The sequence below is a fragment of the Anaplasma marginale str. Florida genome (assembly GCF_000020305.1).
Lineage (GTDB): Bacteria > Pseudomonadota > Alphaproteobacteria > Rickettsiales > Anaplasmataceae > Anaplasma > Anaplasma marginale.
In genome coordinates this window covers 535,853-552,511 of sequence record NC_012026.1, presented here as the reverse complement: position 1 = coordinate 552,511, position 16,659 = coordinate 535,853, and the positions used below count along the sequence as shown (strand labels likewise).

The 16,659-nt window shown below is 47.7% G+C and carries 17 protein-coding genes, 2 tRNA genes and 1 pseudogene; 14 read left to right on the top strand and 6 right to left on the bottom strand.

The window, feature by feature from the left end:
• Positions 1–169: 169 nt before the first annotated feature.
• Positions 170–3,409 (bottom strand): hypothetical protein, encoded by a 3,240-nt coding sequence (locus AMF_RS07365; protein ID WP_010267618.1) that lies wholly within the window; start codon positions 3,407–3,409, stop codon positions 170–172.
• On the opposite strand from AMF_RS07365, the gene AMF_RS07360 reads away from it, so the two are divergent.
• From AMF_RS07360 to AMF_RS07335, 5 genes and pseudogenes are all read left to right on the top strand, one after another.
• A complete protein-coding gene (locus tag AMF_RS07360; RefSeq protein WP_010267615.1) occupies positions 3,408–3,917 on the top strand; it encodes a hypothetical protein in 510 nt (169 codons plus the stop codon). The two genes, AMF_RS07365 and AMF_RS07360, sit on opposite strands and share 2 nt — an antisense overlap.
• A gap of 1,651 nt (positions 3,918–5,568) precedes the next feature.
• Positions 5,569–6,105, top strand: coding sequence for a 5-formyltetrahydrofolate cyclo-ligase (locus tag AMF_RS07350; protein WP_010267610.1), 537 nt, complete (start codon positions 5,569–5,571; stop codon positions 6,103–6,105).
• A gap of 171 nt (positions 6,106–6,276) precedes the next feature.
• Entirely contained in the window at positions 6,277–7,152 is an 876-nt protein-coding gene (gene rsmH / locus AMF_RS07345) for a 16S rRNA (cytosine(1402)-N(4))-methyltransferase RsmH (protein WP_010267607.1), read from the top strand.
• A 2-nt stretch (positions 7,153–7,154) separates the two neighbouring features.
• On the top strand, positions 7,155–7,466 hold the full coding sequence (gene ftsL / locus AMF_RS07340) for a cell division protein FtsL (protein ID WP_010264534.1): 312 nt from the start codon (positions 7,155–7,157) through the stop codon (positions 7,464–7,466).
• Between the two features lie 4 nt (positions 7,467–7,470).
• A pseudogene (locus AMF_RS07335) lies at positions 7,471–7,671 on the top strand (adenylosuccinate synthetase); the annotation flags it as partial.
• A gap of 3 nt (positions 7,672–7,674) precedes the next feature.
• On the opposite strand, the gene cgtA reads toward AMF_RS07335, so the two are convergent.
• Together cgtA and eno are read right to left on the bottom strand one after the other, a co-directional pair.
• Positions 7,675–8,721 (bottom strand): Obg family GTPase CgtA, encoded by a 1,047-nt coding sequence (gene cgtA, locus AMF_RS07330; protein WP_012658952.1) that lies wholly within the window; start codon positions 8,719–8,721, stop codon positions 7,675–7,677.
• A 1-nt stretch (position 8,722) separates the two neighbouring features.
• The gene (gene eno / locus AMF_RS07325; RefSeq protein WP_044051792.1) at positions 8,723–10,018 is read right to left on the bottom strand and encodes a phosphopyruvate hydratase; all 1,296 of its coding nucleotides are present in this window, start codon (positions 10,016–10,018) and stop codon (positions 8,723–8,725) included.
• Positions 10,019–10,360: 342 nt separating this feature from the next.
• Between eno and AMF_RS10530 the strand changes: the two genes are divergently transcribed.
• The 5 genes from AMF_RS10530 to AMF_RS10240 all read left to right on the top strand — a co-directional run bounded on the left by AMF_RS10530 (position 10,361) and on the right by AMF_RS10240 (position 11,753).
• Positions 10,361–10,516 carry a hypothetical protein gene (locus tag AMF_RS10530; protein WP_010264504.1) on the top strand — a complete coding sequence of 52 codons (156 nt, stop codon included), beginning with the start codon at positions 10,361–10,363 and terminating at the stop codon, positions 10,514–10,516.
• The gene (rplU, locus tag AMF_RS07320) at positions 10,500–10,802 is read left to right on the top strand and encodes a 50S ribosomal protein L21 (RefSeq protein WP_010264501.1); all 303 of its coding nucleotides are present in this window, start codon (positions 10,500–10,502) and stop codon (positions 10,800–10,802) included. The genes AMF_RS10530 and rplU overlap by 17 nt, the downstream gene beginning before the upstream one ends.
• Before the next feature lie 3 nt (positions 10,803–10,805).
• Positions 10,806–11,078, top strand: coding sequence for a 50S ribosomal protein L27 (gene rpmA, locus AMF_RS07315; protein ID WP_010264498.1), 273 nt, complete (start codon positions 10,806–10,808; stop codon positions 11,076–11,078).
• 6 nt (positions 11,079–11,084) lie between these two features.
• Positions 11,085–11,157 (top strand) — tRNA-Ile (locus AMF_RS07310).
• A 44-nt stretch (positions 11,158–11,201) separates the two neighbouring features.
• Positions 11,202–11,753 (top strand): hypothetical protein, encoded by a 552-nt coding sequence (locus tag AMF_RS10240; RefSeq protein ID WP_029209864.1) that lies wholly within the window; start codon positions 11,202–11,204, stop codon positions 11,751–11,753.
• Between the two features lie 12 nt (positions 11,754–11,765).
• On the opposite strand, the gene AMF_RS07300 is transcribed toward AMF_RS10240, so the two are convergent.
• Together AMF_RS07300 and ykgO are read right to left on the bottom strand one after the other, a co-directional pair.
• On the bottom strand, positions 11,766–12,125 hold the full coding sequence (locus AMF_RS07300) for an FtsB family cell division protein (RefSeq protein WP_011114353.1): 360 nt from the start codon (positions 12,123–12,125) through the stop codon (positions 11,766–11,768).
• A gap of 28 nt (positions 12,126–12,153) precedes the next feature.
• Positions 12,154–12,282 carry a type B 50S ribosomal protein L36 gene (gene ykgO, locus AMF_RS07295; protein ID WP_010264484.1) on the bottom strand — a complete coding sequence of 43 codons (129 nt, stop codon included), beginning with the start codon at positions 12,280–12,282 and terminating at the stop codon, positions 12,154–12,156.
• 578 nt (positions 12,283–12,860) lie between these two features.
• Here ykgO and AMF_RS07290 point away from each other — a divergent pair.
• The 3 genes from AMF_RS07290 (at position 12,861) to AMF_RS10635 (ending at position 15,187) form a co-directional block, all read left to right on the top strand.
• Complete coding sequence (locus AMF_RS07290) at positions 12,861–13,340, top strand: hypothetical protein (protein WP_241759973.1); 480 nt, start codon at positions 12,861–12,863, stop codon at positions 13,338–13,340.
• 98 nt (positions 13,341–13,438) lie between these two features.
• Positions 13,439–14,293, top strand: a complete 855-nt coding sequence (gene xth, locus AMF_RS07285; RefSeq protein WP_010264475.1) for an exodeoxyribonuclease III — start codon at positions 13,439–13,441, stop codon at positions 14,291–14,293.
• A 198-nt stretch (positions 14,294–14,491) separates the two neighbouring features.
• Positions 14,492–15,187: a septal ring lytic transglycosylase RlpA family protein gene (locus AMF_RS10635; RefSeq protein WP_010267593.1), complete on the top strand. Its 696-nt coding sequence runs from the start codon at positions 14,492–14,494 to the stop codon at positions 15,185–15,187.
• A gap of 155 nt (positions 15,188–15,342) precedes the next feature.
• Here the strand turns inward: AMF_RS10635 and AMF_RS07275 are convergent, their stop codons facing one another.
• Positions 15,343–16,065: a hypothetical protein gene (locus AMF_RS07275; protein ID WP_227013308.1), complete on the bottom strand. Its 723-nt coding sequence runs from the start codon at positions 16,063–16,065 to the stop codon at positions 15,343–15,345.
• Positions 16,066–16,561: 496 nt separating this feature from the next.
• Between AMF_RS07275 and AMF_RS07270 the strand changes: the two genes are divergently transcribed.
• Positions 16,562–16,633, top strand: a tRNA-Met gene (locus tag AMF_RS07270).
• Positions 16,634–16,659: the final 26 nt, after the last annotated feature.

The window sequence follows — 16,659 nt, the reverse complement described above, 5'->3', positions numbered from 1 at the left end:
ATGTGTTAAATGACATATCTAATTTTATGTAATTTCATAGGGAGATTACGTAAAATCATAATTAATCTATGATTTATCATAATAGAATTTAGCTCTGACTCCGGCTCCACATAGTGCCAAGAAATGGCTCTATTGCCACTATGCCCTGCTGTGAAGCCGGAAATGCACCTCAAGAAATTGCACGAGCTACATCGAGGTGGATACTACACTCTGGCTGCAAGAGGTGCAGTCTTTGCATTGCCGGGGAGACACTAACTACAGATAAGAACCCGGTAAAGGCTGCGTCTCCAATCCGTTCAATCGTTCTATCTGAAAAAGGATAGTTTATGGTGTGAGAGGTTAATCTGGTGTTAGGCGATAGAGGCGCTGGCGCCCTATCATATGTACACCATTTTACGTTAGATATCTTGGCTTCGAGTAATCTTATCGCTGCCCGAGCATCTTCGTTTTTGGGCGCGCCTAAAACGTGCGAATTTTGTTCACGTATCTTTCCCCAATGGGATAGCAGCTTCGGAACAACACTTTGTGAGTAATATTTGCCTGCAACGCGTAAGTACACATCCTGCAAGTGTGAGACGAACACAGCGTAGGGGATGAACTCACCTCCTTTTTCATGGGTGTGTGTGTCCACTATATGTGCGACACTTTCCGGTGCGAGCGCCAACTGATGTGGCGCGTAGTCTGGGCCCAATATATTGCGCAGTTGCTGTAGTTTTTGGTCGTTCTGTAGAGCAATTCCATATGCCGTCGTCTCGGTAAAATCACTCAAAAGCACGGTATTAATGCGACATGGGTGTTTTGCTCCGCTTGTCTTACTTAGCGCTTTGATGGTAGAAGCTTCCGCGTCAAGTTGATATAGTTTTAGCGTATGTTCCGCAGTACGCAGTAGCTTTTTCCACCTTTCGTGCTGTATATCTGCAGCTTTGAGCCCTTTGCTCAGTCTAGGACTCGCAACTGTTGCGAGTGCTATGTAGTGTACCAAGCGTGTGCCAAGCGAGTCTGATGTAGACTTATGCAAATGCATAAGTGTTTCTATGAAAGAGTATACTTCTTCCCTGTCGGTAATTGCCTGTTTTTTGCATACTGACGCGCAGATGACATGCAAATCTATGACAAATTCTGTGTCATATTCGAGTGCGCGTGAGAGATGCCTTGGAGCTCCGTTGCCTAAAAATCTGCAATCACCCCATACCTCTTGTATCACGAGCCTCCAGAACAGCGCATGGTGTGCGGGATAATTGTCTAAGCTACTGCAAAACCTAATGAGCTCTCCTATATACTCAATGCACAATGCCGTGTCAGAATACACTGCGCGGCCCAGCGGAGTACGAAGAAAGAAATCGGTAATTGTACGCTGCATGCCCTCGTGACTTTGCTGAGCATATATGTCAAGCGCTGCACAAATCGTGAGTGATTGCTGGTTTACATGTGTTAGTTCCCTGCGCATTGCGGCATTCATATGCTCGACCATAGCGTGGATTACAGATTCTGTATATGTGTAAAAGAAGGCCTTTCTATAGCTTTTAAAGGGGGCGCTTGTAGCAACTAGCTTTATTATGTTTGTTCTACTATTCGTGCCAACTCGTGTGGTCAAGAAAATATCCCTGCTTTTACCGCTGTGAGAAATTGAAAACGCGTGTTGTGCGCTGGTCAGTAGGCGGGGCACGGCGCCGAAAGGAGGCATTATAAGCTTTAGCGCGATTTGATACTGTGACTTATACTCAAAACTGCGCTCATCGCCTGCAGACATTATGCGGAATTCCAGATTTGATATAGAAATATGCCCACGTTTAGTGTGAAGATTACCTGTACATAACCACAAGTTGCGGGTCTTGACATCTGAAATTGCAGCCAGGGCAAAAAGGTGCGCTTTTTTACCGCGGATTAGCAGATAAACGTCCTGAGGGCCGCCTGCGGCAATTTCTGGTGCCAACTGGAACCCATAGGCCTTGGAGGGTGCCGCATCGTGTATTCCAAACGCCAGTTCTGCACCTATGTAGGCAACATATGCAGCACGCGTCACAGTTTTACCCAAACTTGCCGCCTTTTTCTTGATTTTCTTTAAAGTAGTAGTGGGTTTTGTTGCCGATGATGCCACATCTGAGTTATGCGGAGTTCCAGCCACCTGAGCTTTTTGGCATTGGGCATCAGCTGCGCTACTTTCTTCGTCTACTCGGGTAGCTGCGCTGCACGCTTCCCAATTTGTAGGATATAAGCTATCCGCTATGGTACCACTACTTTCCGCACCGTGGGGTTGATTGCCGTCGTAATGGATAATAGCTGCGGTATCAGAATAATCGTCAGGAGTTGCAACATCGGAGTGTGCAGGGGAACATGGTCTTGTAATTTCGGGAGACAAGCGTTCATAACGAGAAGGCTTAGTGGCAGCACGCTTAGAAAGGGCATCAGTTGCGTGCTCGACCTTCTTCAACAAACCGTGCTGCGCTTTGCGCACACCAGATTGCAACTGTGTCTTTAAATTACCTGCTGTTCCGCGCTTCACAGCACTAGCTACAGCTTTAAATGACAGTGACGATTTGTGAGCATTTGACGCCTTGAATTTTGGTGCGTTGACGCTAAGCTGCATGGTGCGACCTGTGGTCCAAGGCGATGATTGCGGTTGATCATGTAGTGCCGGTTTATGCTCAAGCTCCCTTGTACTGGATTCCGTATCGCCCGTTTGTTGTAGAGCGGCAGCGAACAGCTCGTCGATGCCTAACAGATCGTCAATTTTTGGTTCGTTGTGCGCCTTCGCGGCACCATGCTGTTGCGCACTACTTAACGGGAATTGCGCTCCCTCTGGTAAGGGTAGTAAGTGCTGTTGTGCGGATGAACCTACACCCGAGTTCTCAGGAGCTTTTGAGCGTTTTGGTGCCGCTGGAGGCACAGTGCTAGAAGATGGGCCGGCACTAATCATGGTCACGGGCTTCGTCACGGGTCTCGTAGTATCGGTAGACGCCAGAGAAGTTAGACCCGACTGTGGCACAAGTGGAGGTACAGTGCTAGAAGATGGGCCGGCACTGGTCATGGTTACGGGCTTCTTGGCAGGTGCCGGTTTATCGGTAGACGCCAGAGAAGTTTGACCTGACTGTGGCACAAGTGGAGGTTTGGTATCAGAGGATGAGCTAGCGCCAATCGCGGTCACAGGTGTGTTCTTGCTGGTAGATGCCGGAGTGCCAGACCGTTGCGCTAGTGAACTTACACTCATGCACCTGGGAGACCCAAAGCTTCGTGGTGCTGCTAATGGAGGCTTAGTAGCAGAAGCCGGCCCGGTGCCAGTTTGTTTTTGCGACAGCTGTTGCAGAGTGGCAGCGAACAGTTCGTCGATGTCCAACAGTTTGTCAATTGCTGATGCGTTGTGTGTCTGCGGAACATCACGCCGCTGTTGTGCCAGTGAACTTACACCCATGCGCCCGGGAGACCCAAAGCTTCGTGGTGCTGCTAATGGAGGTTTGGCAGCAGAAGCCGGCCCGGCACTGGTCATGGTTACAGGTTTCTTGGCAGGTGCCGGCTTATTGGCGGATGCCAGAGAGGCTGGACCCGACTGTGGCACAAGTGGGGGCGTGGTATCGGCAGGCAAGTCGGCATCGATCACACTTATAGGCTTTGTAGCGGGAGTTTTCTTGCTAGTAGGTGCCGGGATGCCGGACCGTTGTGCCAGAGAACTCATACCCATATATTTGAGAGACTCAGAACGCCGCGGCGCGGGTGGGGGTGTAGCCTTAGTAGTTATAGTAATAGATTGTGTGGCAGGGACTTTCTCGCTAGTAGATTGCAAAGTGGATGGACTAGATTGTGATACCGGCGGAGGTGTAGTGCTCAAAAGTAAGCTGGCACCGGCCATATCTGCAGGCTTCGCGGTAGTTGCTTTGCTAGTATTCCCGGCTGGAGTGGTTGGTAGGGTGGATTTCTGCTGAGAGTTGCCCAGGTGTTTCGGTAATAACCCTGCGCTCAACTTCCGAGCGAATTTTGAGCATTTTGGTACTAGTTTAGACGCGGCGCCAATCGCGGTCACAGGCTTCTTAGCAAGCGCCGGTTTATCGGTGGATGCCAGAGAGGTTGGATCCGACTGTGGCACAAGTGGAGATGCGGTATCAGCAGGCAAGTCGGCATCAGGCATATTCACAATAGGCTTTGCAGCGGGAGTTTTCTTGCTAGTAGATGCCAGAGTACTAGGCCATTGCGCTATTGAACTTGCACCTGGGTGTTTGGGAGACCCAAAACGCTGTGGTGCCAGTGGAGATTTAGTGTCAGAAAGTGAGCCAGTTCTAGTGTGTCGCGGCAATAGCGGTAAAGTGGCAGTGAACGGCTCGTCAATGCCCGCCTTAATTTTTGATTCGATGTGTATCCGCGAAGCACCATGCTGCTGCGCACTACTTGACGAAAGTTGCACTCCTTCTGGCAAAGGCGGTAAGTGCTGTTGTGCCGGTGAATGCTCACCCAACTTCCGAGCGGATTTTGAACGTTCTGGTGGCAATGGAGGCAATGCATCAACCGCATTAGTTGCGGCTACAGGTTGTTCAGCAGGCGTTTGCTTGCAAATGAATGATAGTGGGCTGGATTGTGGTGCCAGTGGACCTATATCTGAGTGTTTGGGAGACCCAAAACGCCGCGGTGCGGGTGGGGGCGTAATCTCGGCCTTAGTAGTTATAGTTACAGGTCTTGTAGTGGGCGATTTCTTATTAGTATCTCCAGCCGGAATAAACGGGCCAGGCTGTGGCGCCGATGTGTGCGCTGTATCAACTTCGCTTGCCGCTGTAAGAGGCCTAGCGCCGCCATTATGTAAGTCCTGATGCGGTGCATTTTCCGCTACTGTAGGCCCGTCACATTCTATGGTGCCTAATGATACTTCTTCAGTGGACAAGATTGGATCTTGAGAGATGCGCTCGAGGCTTCTGTCCTCCTTGCCTGCTACGCAAATGCACATGCAGATGATGGTGCATATTACTACTAGGGCATTTACTGCTCCAACTACGGCAAGTCCTGCTGCGGAAAGTTGAGTTGCTGCCACATAGAATGACGCAGCTAGGTATATAACCAACGCAACAAAGACAACTGCCAGTATGATTTTTGTCTTGTCTGCGTGCGTAGTTGCATGGGGCCGCGTACTACCTTGTGATTGCGACGTATCTTCTTGTTCTTCGCTTAAGCCTTCGTGTTGAGCTGGGCTGGTTACAGCTGCGATGTCTTCTCCAATCATTTGTTGCTGCCATTTTAAAATACATGTTTTGAGAAATACGTAGCCTAAACCCAGGTCCCATGTGCTGTTGCATAACAGACACATTTGACCCGTCTTTTGTTTACTAAGTGGAAGATTTAATGTGCAATTTGCAGCATTAAAACCCGTATTTACGTATCTCGCTGAGGAAAATATAACACATATTTAAACAAAAAAGATTTTTTTTAAAAAAAGTGTCTTTATTACAACACTAACGGGAATTGCCGCGGTGCTATTACGATTTTTAATTACAATTAGCCGATGTTCTGGTAATAATGTTTTCGCCCGGATGCCAAAACATGGTTACCATGGCTTACGGTTTTGTGGTTGTGTGAAAGGATCTCACTTTTATGGAAGAAAAATCCCTTCTGAGGGGCCATTACCGCGGCTTACGTAGAAGCATTTTTGATGTACGCAAGGCAGCGGAAATGCTTAAAGAGAATTGCATGCGCAATGTGAAACTGCGTAAAGGCGGGACAGTAGCAGGATATATACCGCGTGATGGGGAAATAGACGTATTACCACTCATGCAGTTCGTGAAAGAGGAGGGTAATACCGTACTCGTACCGGTCGTGCAACAAGGAAGCAGGCTTTTGGCCTTCAAGCGCTGGAACTGTTACGCTTCAGGTGAAGAAACTATCATTCCCGAAGTGCTGTTTGTTCCGCTTGTAGCATTTGACCGAAGTTTAAACAGATTAGGCTTTGGTGGAGGATATTACGACTATACAATAGCATTCTTTAGGCGTAGTTTTCGGTGCCTATGCATAGGGGTTGCGTATAATGCGCAGCTTCACCACAAAATTCCTGTTGCCGAGCATGATCAGAAGTTAGATCTCATAATTACGGAAAGCGACGTATACAGAAACAGCGCGACCGGTTGTGCGTGAAGTGCCGTATTAACATACTCCCTCATGAGCTGAGCCGTGGTCAGTTTTGCCGAATGGGTATTCACTATGCATATGATCTAAAAAGCCTTGGTAGGCCGTATCCCAAAAAAGATTTGAATAGTGGCTAGCAAACGACGATTATTGTACCGTAAGAACGAACTGTGAAGTGGAATGGTACACAAGCCTGTACTATTGAACGAGGTTGTGGAAGCTTTATCTCCAAAAGATGGAAGTGTATATGTTGACGCAACTTTTGGCGGCGGCGGATACAGCAGAAGAATATTAGAAACGGCTCAGTGTGTTGTATATGCTATCGACCAGGATGTAGTCGTCAAAAAATACTTCGATGAATTGCTGCAGAGCTTTCCGGGTAGGCTTAACCTCGCGATTAGCAGATTCAGTAAACTGAGAGAGGTAGTGCTTTCTTTCGGGGTTGATAAAGTAGACGGCGTGGTCTTCGATTTAGGCACATCAGCGATGCAGCTTGCTGATGCTAGCAGGGGATTTTCATTCATGAACAGTGGCTCTTTAGATATGCGCATGTGCTCTTCTGCCTTAAGAGATGCGGCAATGTTTGTAAACACGGTGCCGGAAAAGGAAATGGCGGATGTGATTTACCAGTATGGAGGGGAGAGGTACTCTAGGAGGGTCGCCCGGGCGATAATAGATGCACGTAGGAAGTGCAGGATTAACAATACTGGAGATTTAGCAACAATAATCAGGTCTGCAGTTCCAAGAAGTCGTGTACATCCTATAGATCCAGCTACAAGAACGTTTCAAGCAATTAGAATATGGGTAAATAACGAACTGGAAGAACTGCAAGCTGGTCTTGAAGCAGCAGCTGAGGTGTTGAAGATAGGTGGTAAAATCTTGGTGACGTCTTTTCATTCTCTGGAGGACCGAGTTGTCAAACATAAGTTTAGGTCCCTATGCGATATGGGTTTTAGCTTGATAAATAAAAAGGCAATCATGCCGACAGATGAGGAGGTAAAAAATAATCCCAGGTCCAGATCGGGTAAGTTAAGAGCCATTGCTAGGGTGGAATAGGCATGAAAGGCGCATACATACCGTGCTTTTGTGCAGTTTGCGCGTTTACTATAGGAGTGTTTAGGGTAAAGTTCTACGTTAGAGACATGCAAAAGTCACTGGTGCAGGTGCAGCAGGAGATAGTTAAAGTAAATGATGAAATAAGCATATTAAAGGCCGAGTGGACTGCTCTAAACAACCCAGAAAGACTGGCCATGCTCGCTGCGAAATATCTGCGGCGTGACAACCATATAGTTCTTTCGAAGCAGATCAAAAAAGGTATACCCTCCTATGATGGGAAGGAAAAGCGTCCTGACCTGCACATTGAATATTAAACTGCCCCACATACAAAACAGGCTTGAGCCTGTATATGAAACCTTACCTGGATGGCGCACTAGCACATTGGGTGCTGTGTCACGTAGTGACCTTCCAGAAAATGCAGTGTCATACATCAGTAGGCTTGAGGAGTTGGTTGGAGTGCCAGTAAGCTTGGTGTCTACAGGGCCAGAGAGAAACCATATTGTACCAATGAACCCATAAGCATTACTTCTTGTTGTAGTGGACATACAGAAATGGGTCAAACGATGTATCTGATGGTTCAGTTACAACTGCCTTCTTCACCTGCGCATGTAGAAATACAATCAGGGAGTCTAGCTCATCACCCATAGATAAGGTAATTACTTCCTTCTTGGTCGAGCTCTCAAGAAGTTTCTGCTTCTCCCTCACTTCCCCTTCCGAGAGTAGGTCACATTTGTTTAGTATGACCACCTCTTGCTTACCAGTAAGCTCCTGGCTATGTAGCTTAAGCTCCTGCCTGACCAGCTCATAGGCGCTGACTATATCTGGAAGCGAGCAATCTACCAGATGTAGGAGTATGACGCATCGCTCAATATGTTTGAGAAACTTGTGCCCTAACCCTGCACCAGAACTGGCGTTTTCTATTAGGCCAGGAATATCTGCTAACACTAGCTCACACCCGTTTGCGTACGCAACTCCCAAGTGTGGTTCTAGGGTTGTAAACGGATAGTCAGAAACCTTGGTTTTCGATGCAGTACAACGTGATAACAAGCTAGACTTCCCAGCGTTAGGCATGCCTATTATTCCAACATCTGAGACTATCTTGAGCTTCAGCAGAACACAGTGCTCTTCTCCCAGTGTTCCGTAGGTGAAGTATGTAGGTGCACGATTAGTAGAGCTCTTATACTGGGCATTGCCAATCCCGCCCCTACCACCTGCTGCTACTGTGTATTGCTGCCCTATGTTGTTCAGATCTGCTATTAGAGTATTCCCATCTTCGTCATACAACTGGGTTCCTACCGGCACCTCTACTACGCGGTTGCGGCCAGCAGCCCCAAACTTTCCCTTACCAGATCCAGCTTTACCATTCTCTGCCCTTATGTGTTGGTTATATCTGAAGTATAGCAGAGTGTTTACAGCACTACTGGCGACGAATATCACCGAGCCGCCATTCCCTCCGTTCCCACCATCGGGGCCACCAAACTCTATGAATTTCTCCCGCCGAAAACTCACACACCCGTCGCCTCCTTTTCCTCCTTTTACGTGGATTTTTGCTTCGTCGACAAAACTCATGCTATATCACATTATAAAGAAGAGCACTCTTACCCAGGTCTTCTTCTATACGCAGGAGCTCGTTATACTTTGCCAGGCGCTCTGACCTGGAAAACGAGCCTGACTTAATCTGCCCGCAATTTGCTGCAACCGCTATATGCGCGATTGTAACATCCTCCGTTTCACCAGACCTGTGTGAAATTATAACATTATAATTATTCCGCTGAGCAGATCTTATTGCATCTATGGTTTCAGTGAGGGTGCCAATTTGGTTGGGTTTAACCAGAACTGCATTAGCCAACTTGTTTTCCACTCCATTAGCAATGAGGGCGGGATTGGTCACAAAAAGATCATCCCCTACCAACTGAATTTTGTCTCCCAGACGCTTGGTAACTGCCTTCCATCCCTCTATGTCATTTTCCGCCATAGCATCCTCTATGGAAATTATAGGGTACCGGGAAACCATATCCTCATAGCATGCAATTAACTCACCGCTGGTTAGGCATTTGCCGGAAAATTTGTATGATGTGCCATCGTAAAATGTTGACGCAGCGACATCCATAGCGAGGGCAACGTCAGAAGAGGCTCGGTACCCAGACTTTTCAATTGCCTCTACTAAGACGTCAAGCACGTCTGTATTATCCTCCAAATTTGGAGCAAAACCTCCTTCATCACCAGTATTAGTGGAGTGCCCCATTTTCTTGAGTACCTCCTTAAGCTTATAAAACACCTCTGCGCATATCTGCGCCGCATCAGCAAATGTCTTGGCACCTACGGGTACTATCATGAATTCTTGAAAATCAAGCAAGTTATCCGCATGCAGACCTCCATTGATAACGTTTACCAGGGGCAGCGGCATTTCTCTCGCAACCGCTCCCCCTAAATACTTGTATAACGGGATGCCAACACTGTCTGCAGCGGCCTTTGCCACAGCCAATGAAACTCCTATAGTGGCGTTTGCACCCAATTTAGACTTGTTTTTCGTTCCGTCCAGCGACAGCAGAATTTCATCAACAGCTCTCTGATCGAAAGGAGAGACTCCAGCTAATGAATCGGCGACCGTTGTGTTGACGCGCTGCACCGGTTTGAGTACCCCATGCCCAGCATACTTGGCCTGGTCACCATCCCTAAGTTCCACAGCCTCAAACTTCCCAACTGAAGCCCCAGATGGAACAGAGACCCTACCTACGGCACCATCTGACAGCAAAACCTCGACCTCAACTGTAGGACGGCCCCTACTATCTAGGATTTGCCGCGCAACAACCCTATTAATCTTGGCAACTGATCTAGCACTTAGCACAACGGCCCTCACACCCAATGGTGGACAGAATAAACAATCTTTACGAAAAAGTAAACAAAGCAACGAGAGGTAGAGCATTTGGTCAACTACAGGCAATTTCGACTTTCAAGGCGCTGTTCCTCAGGAAGAGGTTGCGGAGGAGGCATAAATATACTTCCAGGTGCCTTGGCGGAGCCGAGGTTGGGTAATTCTGGGTAATCCTATGGCGCTTAGCACCGACATATGCGGTCTATGTTGGCGTAAAAATACTCCTCGCGATCAGTGCCCATAATACATCTTGCAGTGGGTGCCACTACCCAGACATTTTAATGTGTTGCACACTTATTGTGACGCGCTGGGGGTTTGGACGCTAACTTGGGTATGGACTTGGGTAATTTTTTCAGTATAATCTCAGTGCGTTCGTGGTTAGATGAGCACTTGGTGTCAGATTTTATTGACATAGGGGCTCTTGTAGGCCAAAATCCGGACGCTTGCGGTATATCGGTTAGAGGCTTTGAGTATGTTCGCTGTGGTTGAAGCTGGCGGAAAGCAGTACAAGGTTAAGGAGAGTGACGTAATCAAAGTGGAATTGATGGATGTCAGCGTGGGTGAGAAGGTCAAGCTTGACAGTCTCGCTACCTTCGGAGGAAAAAAGAAGGATGCTGTGCTCCAGAGACAGAGCTCTGCGGTTACTGCGGAGGTTGTTGCGCGCTGTAGGAATGATAAAATCATTGTATTCAAGAAGAGGCGCCGCAAGAATTACAGGAGAAAAATCGGCCACAGGCAGGAGTTGGTCGTTTTACGTGTGCTTAAGGTGGGGTAGGTTGTGGCTACTAAAAAGTCCGGTGGTAGTTCTTCTAACGGTAGAGACTCAAGAGGTAGAAGGCTCGGGGTTAAGAAGTTTGGGAGCGAGCTTGTCATTCCCGGTAACATAATAATTCGCCAGCGTGGCACAAGGTATCATCCGGGAAGGAATGTGGGCATGGGCAAGGACCATACCATATTTTCCAAGATTGCTGGGGTTGTCTGTTTTCGCAAGAGGACAGGCGGCAAAGTTTTTGTGGATGTTGTTCCTCAGTCTTGCTTATCATCAGTATAGGTTACAGGGTCTGTAGCTCAGCGGTTGGAGCGCACGCCTGATAAGCGTGAGGACGGAAGTTCGATTCTTCCCAGGCCCACCGTTTGGCTATCAAGCGCGGCGTTTCTTGGCCGCTGTGGGGCCGTGCGTCGTTTTTCATTGGAGGGCGGTGCCGCTTCCCGTAGAATTGAGCGGGGTGGCTTGCATTTTTGCAGCTGCTTTTTTCTTCTCTTTGGGAAAAATGTGCATCATGAGCTGGGCGTCGCTGAAGATAGCACAAGCGCCAGGGTTGAAAACCAGGGGCGTGAGAGTAGGGGAGAGTCTAGCATACCCGTAACGCGCGCTCATGCTTATACGTCACACAAGGAGCGGGTGGTCGTAGGGTGCATGGTTTTTCTTGGCATAGTCCTGGGTTCTTTGTTGATGCACGGTGCTATAACAAGCATTCAAGAAGGCTCGACGCTTTTTTTCATAATGAACATCGGAGGATTTATCGGAATTATAGCCATTGCGGCCCTGATTTGGAATTCCGTCGTTCTAGCACGAATGCGCAGGAGGCAAGCACAAAGTAACCTACCGGCGTCGCAAGATATCAACCTCGAGGCAGCGACAACGGACAGCAATGAGGAATCACCGCCTACCCGCATTGGGAGCGCAGAACTGAATGACACAATGGAGGCCAAGATGCGCGAGTAACGCGCTTCGTCCTTATTGCGGTTTTAGTATTACAACGAGCTCATCTGGTTCCACATGGCCAAGCACGCTCCTGCTACGTTCGTCAAGTAGATCCAGACTCAGTGAGTCCTCATACAGCAACGCGTTCCTACGCTTCATTTCTTCTTTCAGCTGCACTATTCTACTTAGGTCACTTTCGTACCTACGCAGCTCTTGACGCAACCTTAGCATAGCGAGCAAGCCCCGCTCTCCAAACATGGCACCCGCACCGAGATAGCACGTTACCACGCATGCAACCAAAATAACACATAGCCTAACCTTGGAGGTGCTGACCGCAAGCCCCACACGTGGGGGAGTACCAACCACGCCCAAATGACGGCCAAAGCGATACATGCCAATTACAACAAAGTGACCGGCTAAACTAATATCCTTGTCTTGCCTTAAATCTGGGCTTTTTCTTATTTATAACGTATATACGCCCCTTCCTGCGTACTATCTTACAGTCTCTGTCGCGACTTTTCGCTGACTTTAAAGACCCCATAACCTTCACGGCCTTCTTCCCTACCAGTGCCACATATACTGAGATATTTCTATATTTACCGTGTGCAGTCAAGTAAAACATTCTCACTTCCGTGTGTGGTGCACACAGTGCGAAGCTTGCAGTGCAGCCATGTAATGAAGCGTGCTCGCCATAGTCCGCATGCCCACCGTTTAACAGGGCGGTTGGATTGAGTAGCAGCGCGTTTGCGTGTAGCGGCATGGTCTTCGGCCCACGCGTAATTATTTTGCCACCTTTGGAAGATTTGTATTGATAATATTTAATATATTAATATATTAAGTTGAAATACGGTTTGCACGTCTATTAAAGCGCGTATGGCAGCTCTATCAGTGTTAGGCTTGGTCTTAGGGATCTCATCTATGGAGGCGGGGTCTATTACTGCACAGTTGAACAAATTACTCTTAAAAGCGCCGCAATGCAGAATTGGTTACGTGCACAATGTAGTCTACGATAACCCACTGCACCTACAATACTCTACGCGTATTGGCAGCAGCTGGGACTTTTATGCATCTTCCATTTGGCCAGCTGCCACTAGTAGGTTATATCACGAATTCGAATTTCGCACCTCTATGGCCACTCCTGTGTTGGAAGAGGGCAGGGGCAGCGCTCTTCATGTGATTAGGCAGGTGCTGGGTGATGAAACCATGACGGCGCGCGAAGCTGGGGGCGTGCTTTCGGTTAGGAGGCTGTCTATATCCTATGGACTATATGGCCACTATCCACTGGGCGGAGAGGTCAGCTTATATGCCGGTTCCAGCGTGGGTATGGCCAAGGTATTGCGGTATCAAGGGTTGCGGCAGCACTCTGAAGATTTATACGGGATGGTTACACAATCCAAAATTGGCCTCTCTTACCCAATCGTTCCGGGTTTGGAGGCATACGTAGGGTATAATTACCGCCAACACCATTGGAAGTATAAAACCGACGCAATATATGACGAAGACGGCAACAGCACGTTTTATGATTTTCAAGACTTTGCATTCAATTCGCACGGAATAGAACTGGGGATGAAGTTTTCGGTGGTACACCACAACAAACCCACCACCTAAAGTGAGTGGGTGGATCCGCTACTCCCGGCTTCCCTCCCATACATTCCTCCCAGATTTGTAGCTTGACATGCCAGCTCATTGAGGAGTTAATTCCCCTAATGATTTCAGGTGTCTCAGGGAGAATGATCAGAATATTGACGTGGAACGTGAACTCCGTCAGAAAAAGGGTGGCTCACTTATGCAGCGTGTTAACTGAACACCATGTAGATATTGCGCTACTACAGGAGACCAAGTGCACTGACGATCAATTCCCCCTGGCAGAGCTGGAGGATCTAGGGTACAAGTGCTACATCCATGGGCAGAAATCAAGAAATGGGGTAGCCATATTGAGCAAGTACCCAATAGTGGGCGAATTGTGTAATACCGTTTTTGATGCAGAGGAAGAAATTGGTACAGTGCAAGACACGGGTAGCTACTCTGTGACGGAGGCTAGGTATTTGGAATGTTTGGTAGATTATCAAGATGTTAAGGTAAGAGTTGCAAGTGTTTATGTACCAAATGGGCAGGAAGTTGATACAGAAACCTTTGTCTACAAGCTCAATTTTCTGCGGTGCCTCAAGGCAAGGCTGCTAAAATTACTTGCACGGGAGGATTGGTTAGTTATAGGCGGGGACTATAACGTTGCTCCTGACGATATAGATGTATACGATGCACAAGCGCTCGATGGAAAGTTGTGCTTCCATCCGAAAGAACGCGCGGGGCTGCGTGAGATTCTGCACTTAGGGTTCACAGACGCTTTTCGAATTTTGCACGAAGGCAAGCAAGAATTCAGCTGGTGGAATTATAGGGAAGGGTCATGGCAGAGAAACAGGGGTATGAGGATAGATCACTTACTGCTTTCCCCAAACGCAGTAGATAAGCTGGTTGAGTGCAGCATTCTCTCTAGTGTTAGGGGGCTAGAATCACCGTCGGATCATGCCCCAGTTATGTGTGTATTGCGCAAACTTGTGTAGTTCGTTGCACATCTTGTTGGCCGAGCAACTCACGACGAAAACACAATGTTGGCACCAGCACATAGCGACATAGGGGCGCTTATGCAACGCTTGCGTGAAAACTGCAGAATTGCTTAAAAAGGTTTTGATTGTATTTTAAAAGTTGACGCAATGATATTGACCATATACGCATTTTTTGCGACCTTCTAGTGAGTTACATTGGCTGTGCTCTTAGTGCCATATCCTATCTTTCTATCTTTGGTGTGTCTTGCTTTAGGGCTTTTGCAGGGATGCACAACTTCTGCCACCAAGTCGGGCCACAATGGCGCTCACTACAAAATTGGTACGAGTTATTCCATAAATGGTGTAGCTTACAAGCCCCAGTATTATGATCACTACGAAGAAATCGGTATTGCCTCCTGGTACGGCGAGGGCTTTCACAACAAACTCACCGCCAATGGTGATGTATTCAGCAGATTTTCGCTCACCGCCGCACACAAAACCCTACCCATGCCCAGCTTTGTTGAAATCACAAATTTGGAAAATGGTAAAAAGGTAATAGTAAAAGTAAATGATCGTGGCCCATTTGTTGAGAATAGGATAATAGACCTCTCAGAAAAAGCCGCTATATTGCTTGGTTTTCGTGACAAAGGTACTGCAAAAGTTAAAGTGCTTTATCTGGGAAAAATGTCTAGAAACATATTATATGAACAACTTTCAAACAAAGCCAGATATGCAAAACTGGAAGAACGTCACAGGAAAGACCTCATCACAGCAAAAACCAGTGTTGGTTATATTTTGAAGGTGACTGAGGCGGCGCATGCAAAGAGGGTTGCATCTGAATTGAGAAGGCAGGGGATTCAAGGGGTAAGAGTACTATTTAAAGCTGGGAAATACCAAGTACATCTGCACTGATTATATTAAAGTTGAAGATTACTTATAAGGTTTAACCAACGGAAAGACTCTGCTATACCGCTCAAGATTTAACTTACGGTGTGATAGGTAACAAACTTCCGTGCACAACAACCTCCTAAATGTTCTAATTGTAAGAAGATGATAAGATCTGAACCCTATCTGGTGCTAGTGCCTAGCGCTATTAACGCGTTTTTCACAGGCTTCTGCCTGTCCTGCGTAAGCGTCTCAGTGACAGCTGAAACTTCGCATTCTGAAAGAAGTCTATTGTAGCAACGGTTGCGCTGGGACATACGTATGAGGACGAAAGACCCAACACAAGTGGTCAACCAGCCGCAACTTGCTATAGTCTTTGCCATATTCCAAGCCAATCCGCCGGTATGGACGCTGCTACTACTGATTGATGCGATATTCATGCAGATGCTTACGGCCCCCAACGCTATAGCTAAGCAACCGAGCACCTTGGCATTCCTTACAGTTTTGACTCTCGAATCGTACTCCTCTTTGTCCATGTATTGACCAACAAGCTGCAACTGCTTGTGATCAGCTGTCATAGAGGCAACCCTAGACAAAATCGCACACATTGATGCAAAGCATCCGATAACAGAGAAGTAGCGCGGGGCACTGATGCCAGAAATCAAGAACCCTATTGACGCGGCTGAAAGGCCAATGACAGTTATTGCCTCTGCGCATGTCGCAAATGTATTAATCCTCTCAAGACGAGCAAGTTCCTGTATCTGCTCATTCTTGCGGTAGCTGCGCGTTTTTAGGTATAGAACTATGGCGTACCCGCAAACCGCCAATACAGAAGCTGTGGCAAAAAATCCGATTACGGCCTCCTTGGGTATGGTACTTGCTGCCAACGCGAAAGAGTAAGCCATACACAAGCATATCCAGTGGCTTATAAATACCATACGCGCAGTGGTGCTTAGCGCGTTCGGCTGAAACAATATAATCTTCCTTTTTTGTGGGATAGCTACTAACCGGTTGGAGGAGGACTTACATTCTTCCTTCTGAATGAGCATAGTAAATGTCGTATCCCTTTTGTGCGTGTGCGGCATAACTCAAAGTGTACTTTAACTCCTGTGACTCATTTGACTCGTTGTGCTTCTATACTGGACCACGGCTGCTGATGAGCCGGTACAGCGGTGTGCGCGCCCGCCTGTGAGTTTAAGCCCTGCAATGGCGCGTATTTCTCGGAGTGGTAGACCGGAGTAACGGACGGCCACAAGTTTGCAGGGGTAGGGACACCCAAATATGGTAAATGAAAACCGTTAACAATTTGCATATCAAAAACCATCCCCTCACCCACCGGGCAGATGTGTCTAAATATGCAGGTTGCAACACGGCGCAAGATGTGATATCCCGTTGTCCTCGGGCTAGGTAGCTCAGGGGTAGAGCAGGAGCATCATAATCTCCGGGTCGGGGGTTCGAATCCCTCCTTAGCCACAACCGCCAAGTGGGTATCCACGTTG

Coding starts and splice junctions, on each gene's coding strand:
- AMF_RS07360 (WP_010267615.1), top strand. CDS start 3,408: ATGCGCCCGGGAGACCCAAAGCTTCGTGGTGCTGCTAATGGAGGTTTG.
- AMF_RS07300 (WP_011114353.1), bottom strand. CDS start 12,125: ATGTATCGCTTTGGCCGTCATTTGGGCGTGGTTGGTACTCCCCCACGT.
- xth (WP_010264475.1), top strand. CDS start 13,439: ATGATTTCAGGTGTCTCAGGGAGAATGATCAGAATATTGACGTGGAAC.
- cgtA (WP_012658952.1), bottom strand. CDS start 8,721: ATGAGTTTTGTCGACGAAGCAAAAATCCACGTAAAAGGAGGAAAAGGA.
- AMF_RS07290 (WP_241759973.1), top strand. CDS start 12,861: ATGGCCACTCCTGTGTTGGAAGAGGGCAGGGGCAGCGCTCTTCATGTG.
- AMF_RS10530 (WP_010264504.1), top strand. CDS start 10,361: ATGGACTTGGGTAATTTTTTCAGTATAATCTCAGTGCGTTCGTGGTTA.
- AMF_RS07365 (WP_010267618.1), bottom strand. CDS start 3,409: ATGGGTGTAAGTTCACTGGCACAACAGCGGCGTGATGTTCCGCAGACA.
- rsmH (WP_010267607.1), top strand. CDS start 6,277: ATGGTACACAAGCCTGTACTATTGAACGAGGTTGTGGAAGCTTTATCT.
- rplU (WP_010264501.1), top strand. CDS start 10,500: ATGTTCGCTGTGGTTGAAGCTGGCGGAAAGCAGTACAAGGTTAAGGAG.
- ftsL (WP_010264534.1), top strand. CDS start 7,155: ATGAAAGGCGCATACATACCGTGCTTTTGTGCAGTTTGCGCGTTTACT.
- AMF_RS07350 (WP_010267610.1), top strand. CDS start 5,569: ATGGAAGAAAAATCCCTTCTGAGGGGCCATTACCGCGGCTTACGTAGA.
- AMF_RS07275 (WP_227013308.1), bottom strand. CDS start 16,065: ATGGCTTACTCTTTCGCGTTGGCAGCAAGTACCATACCCAAGGAGGCC.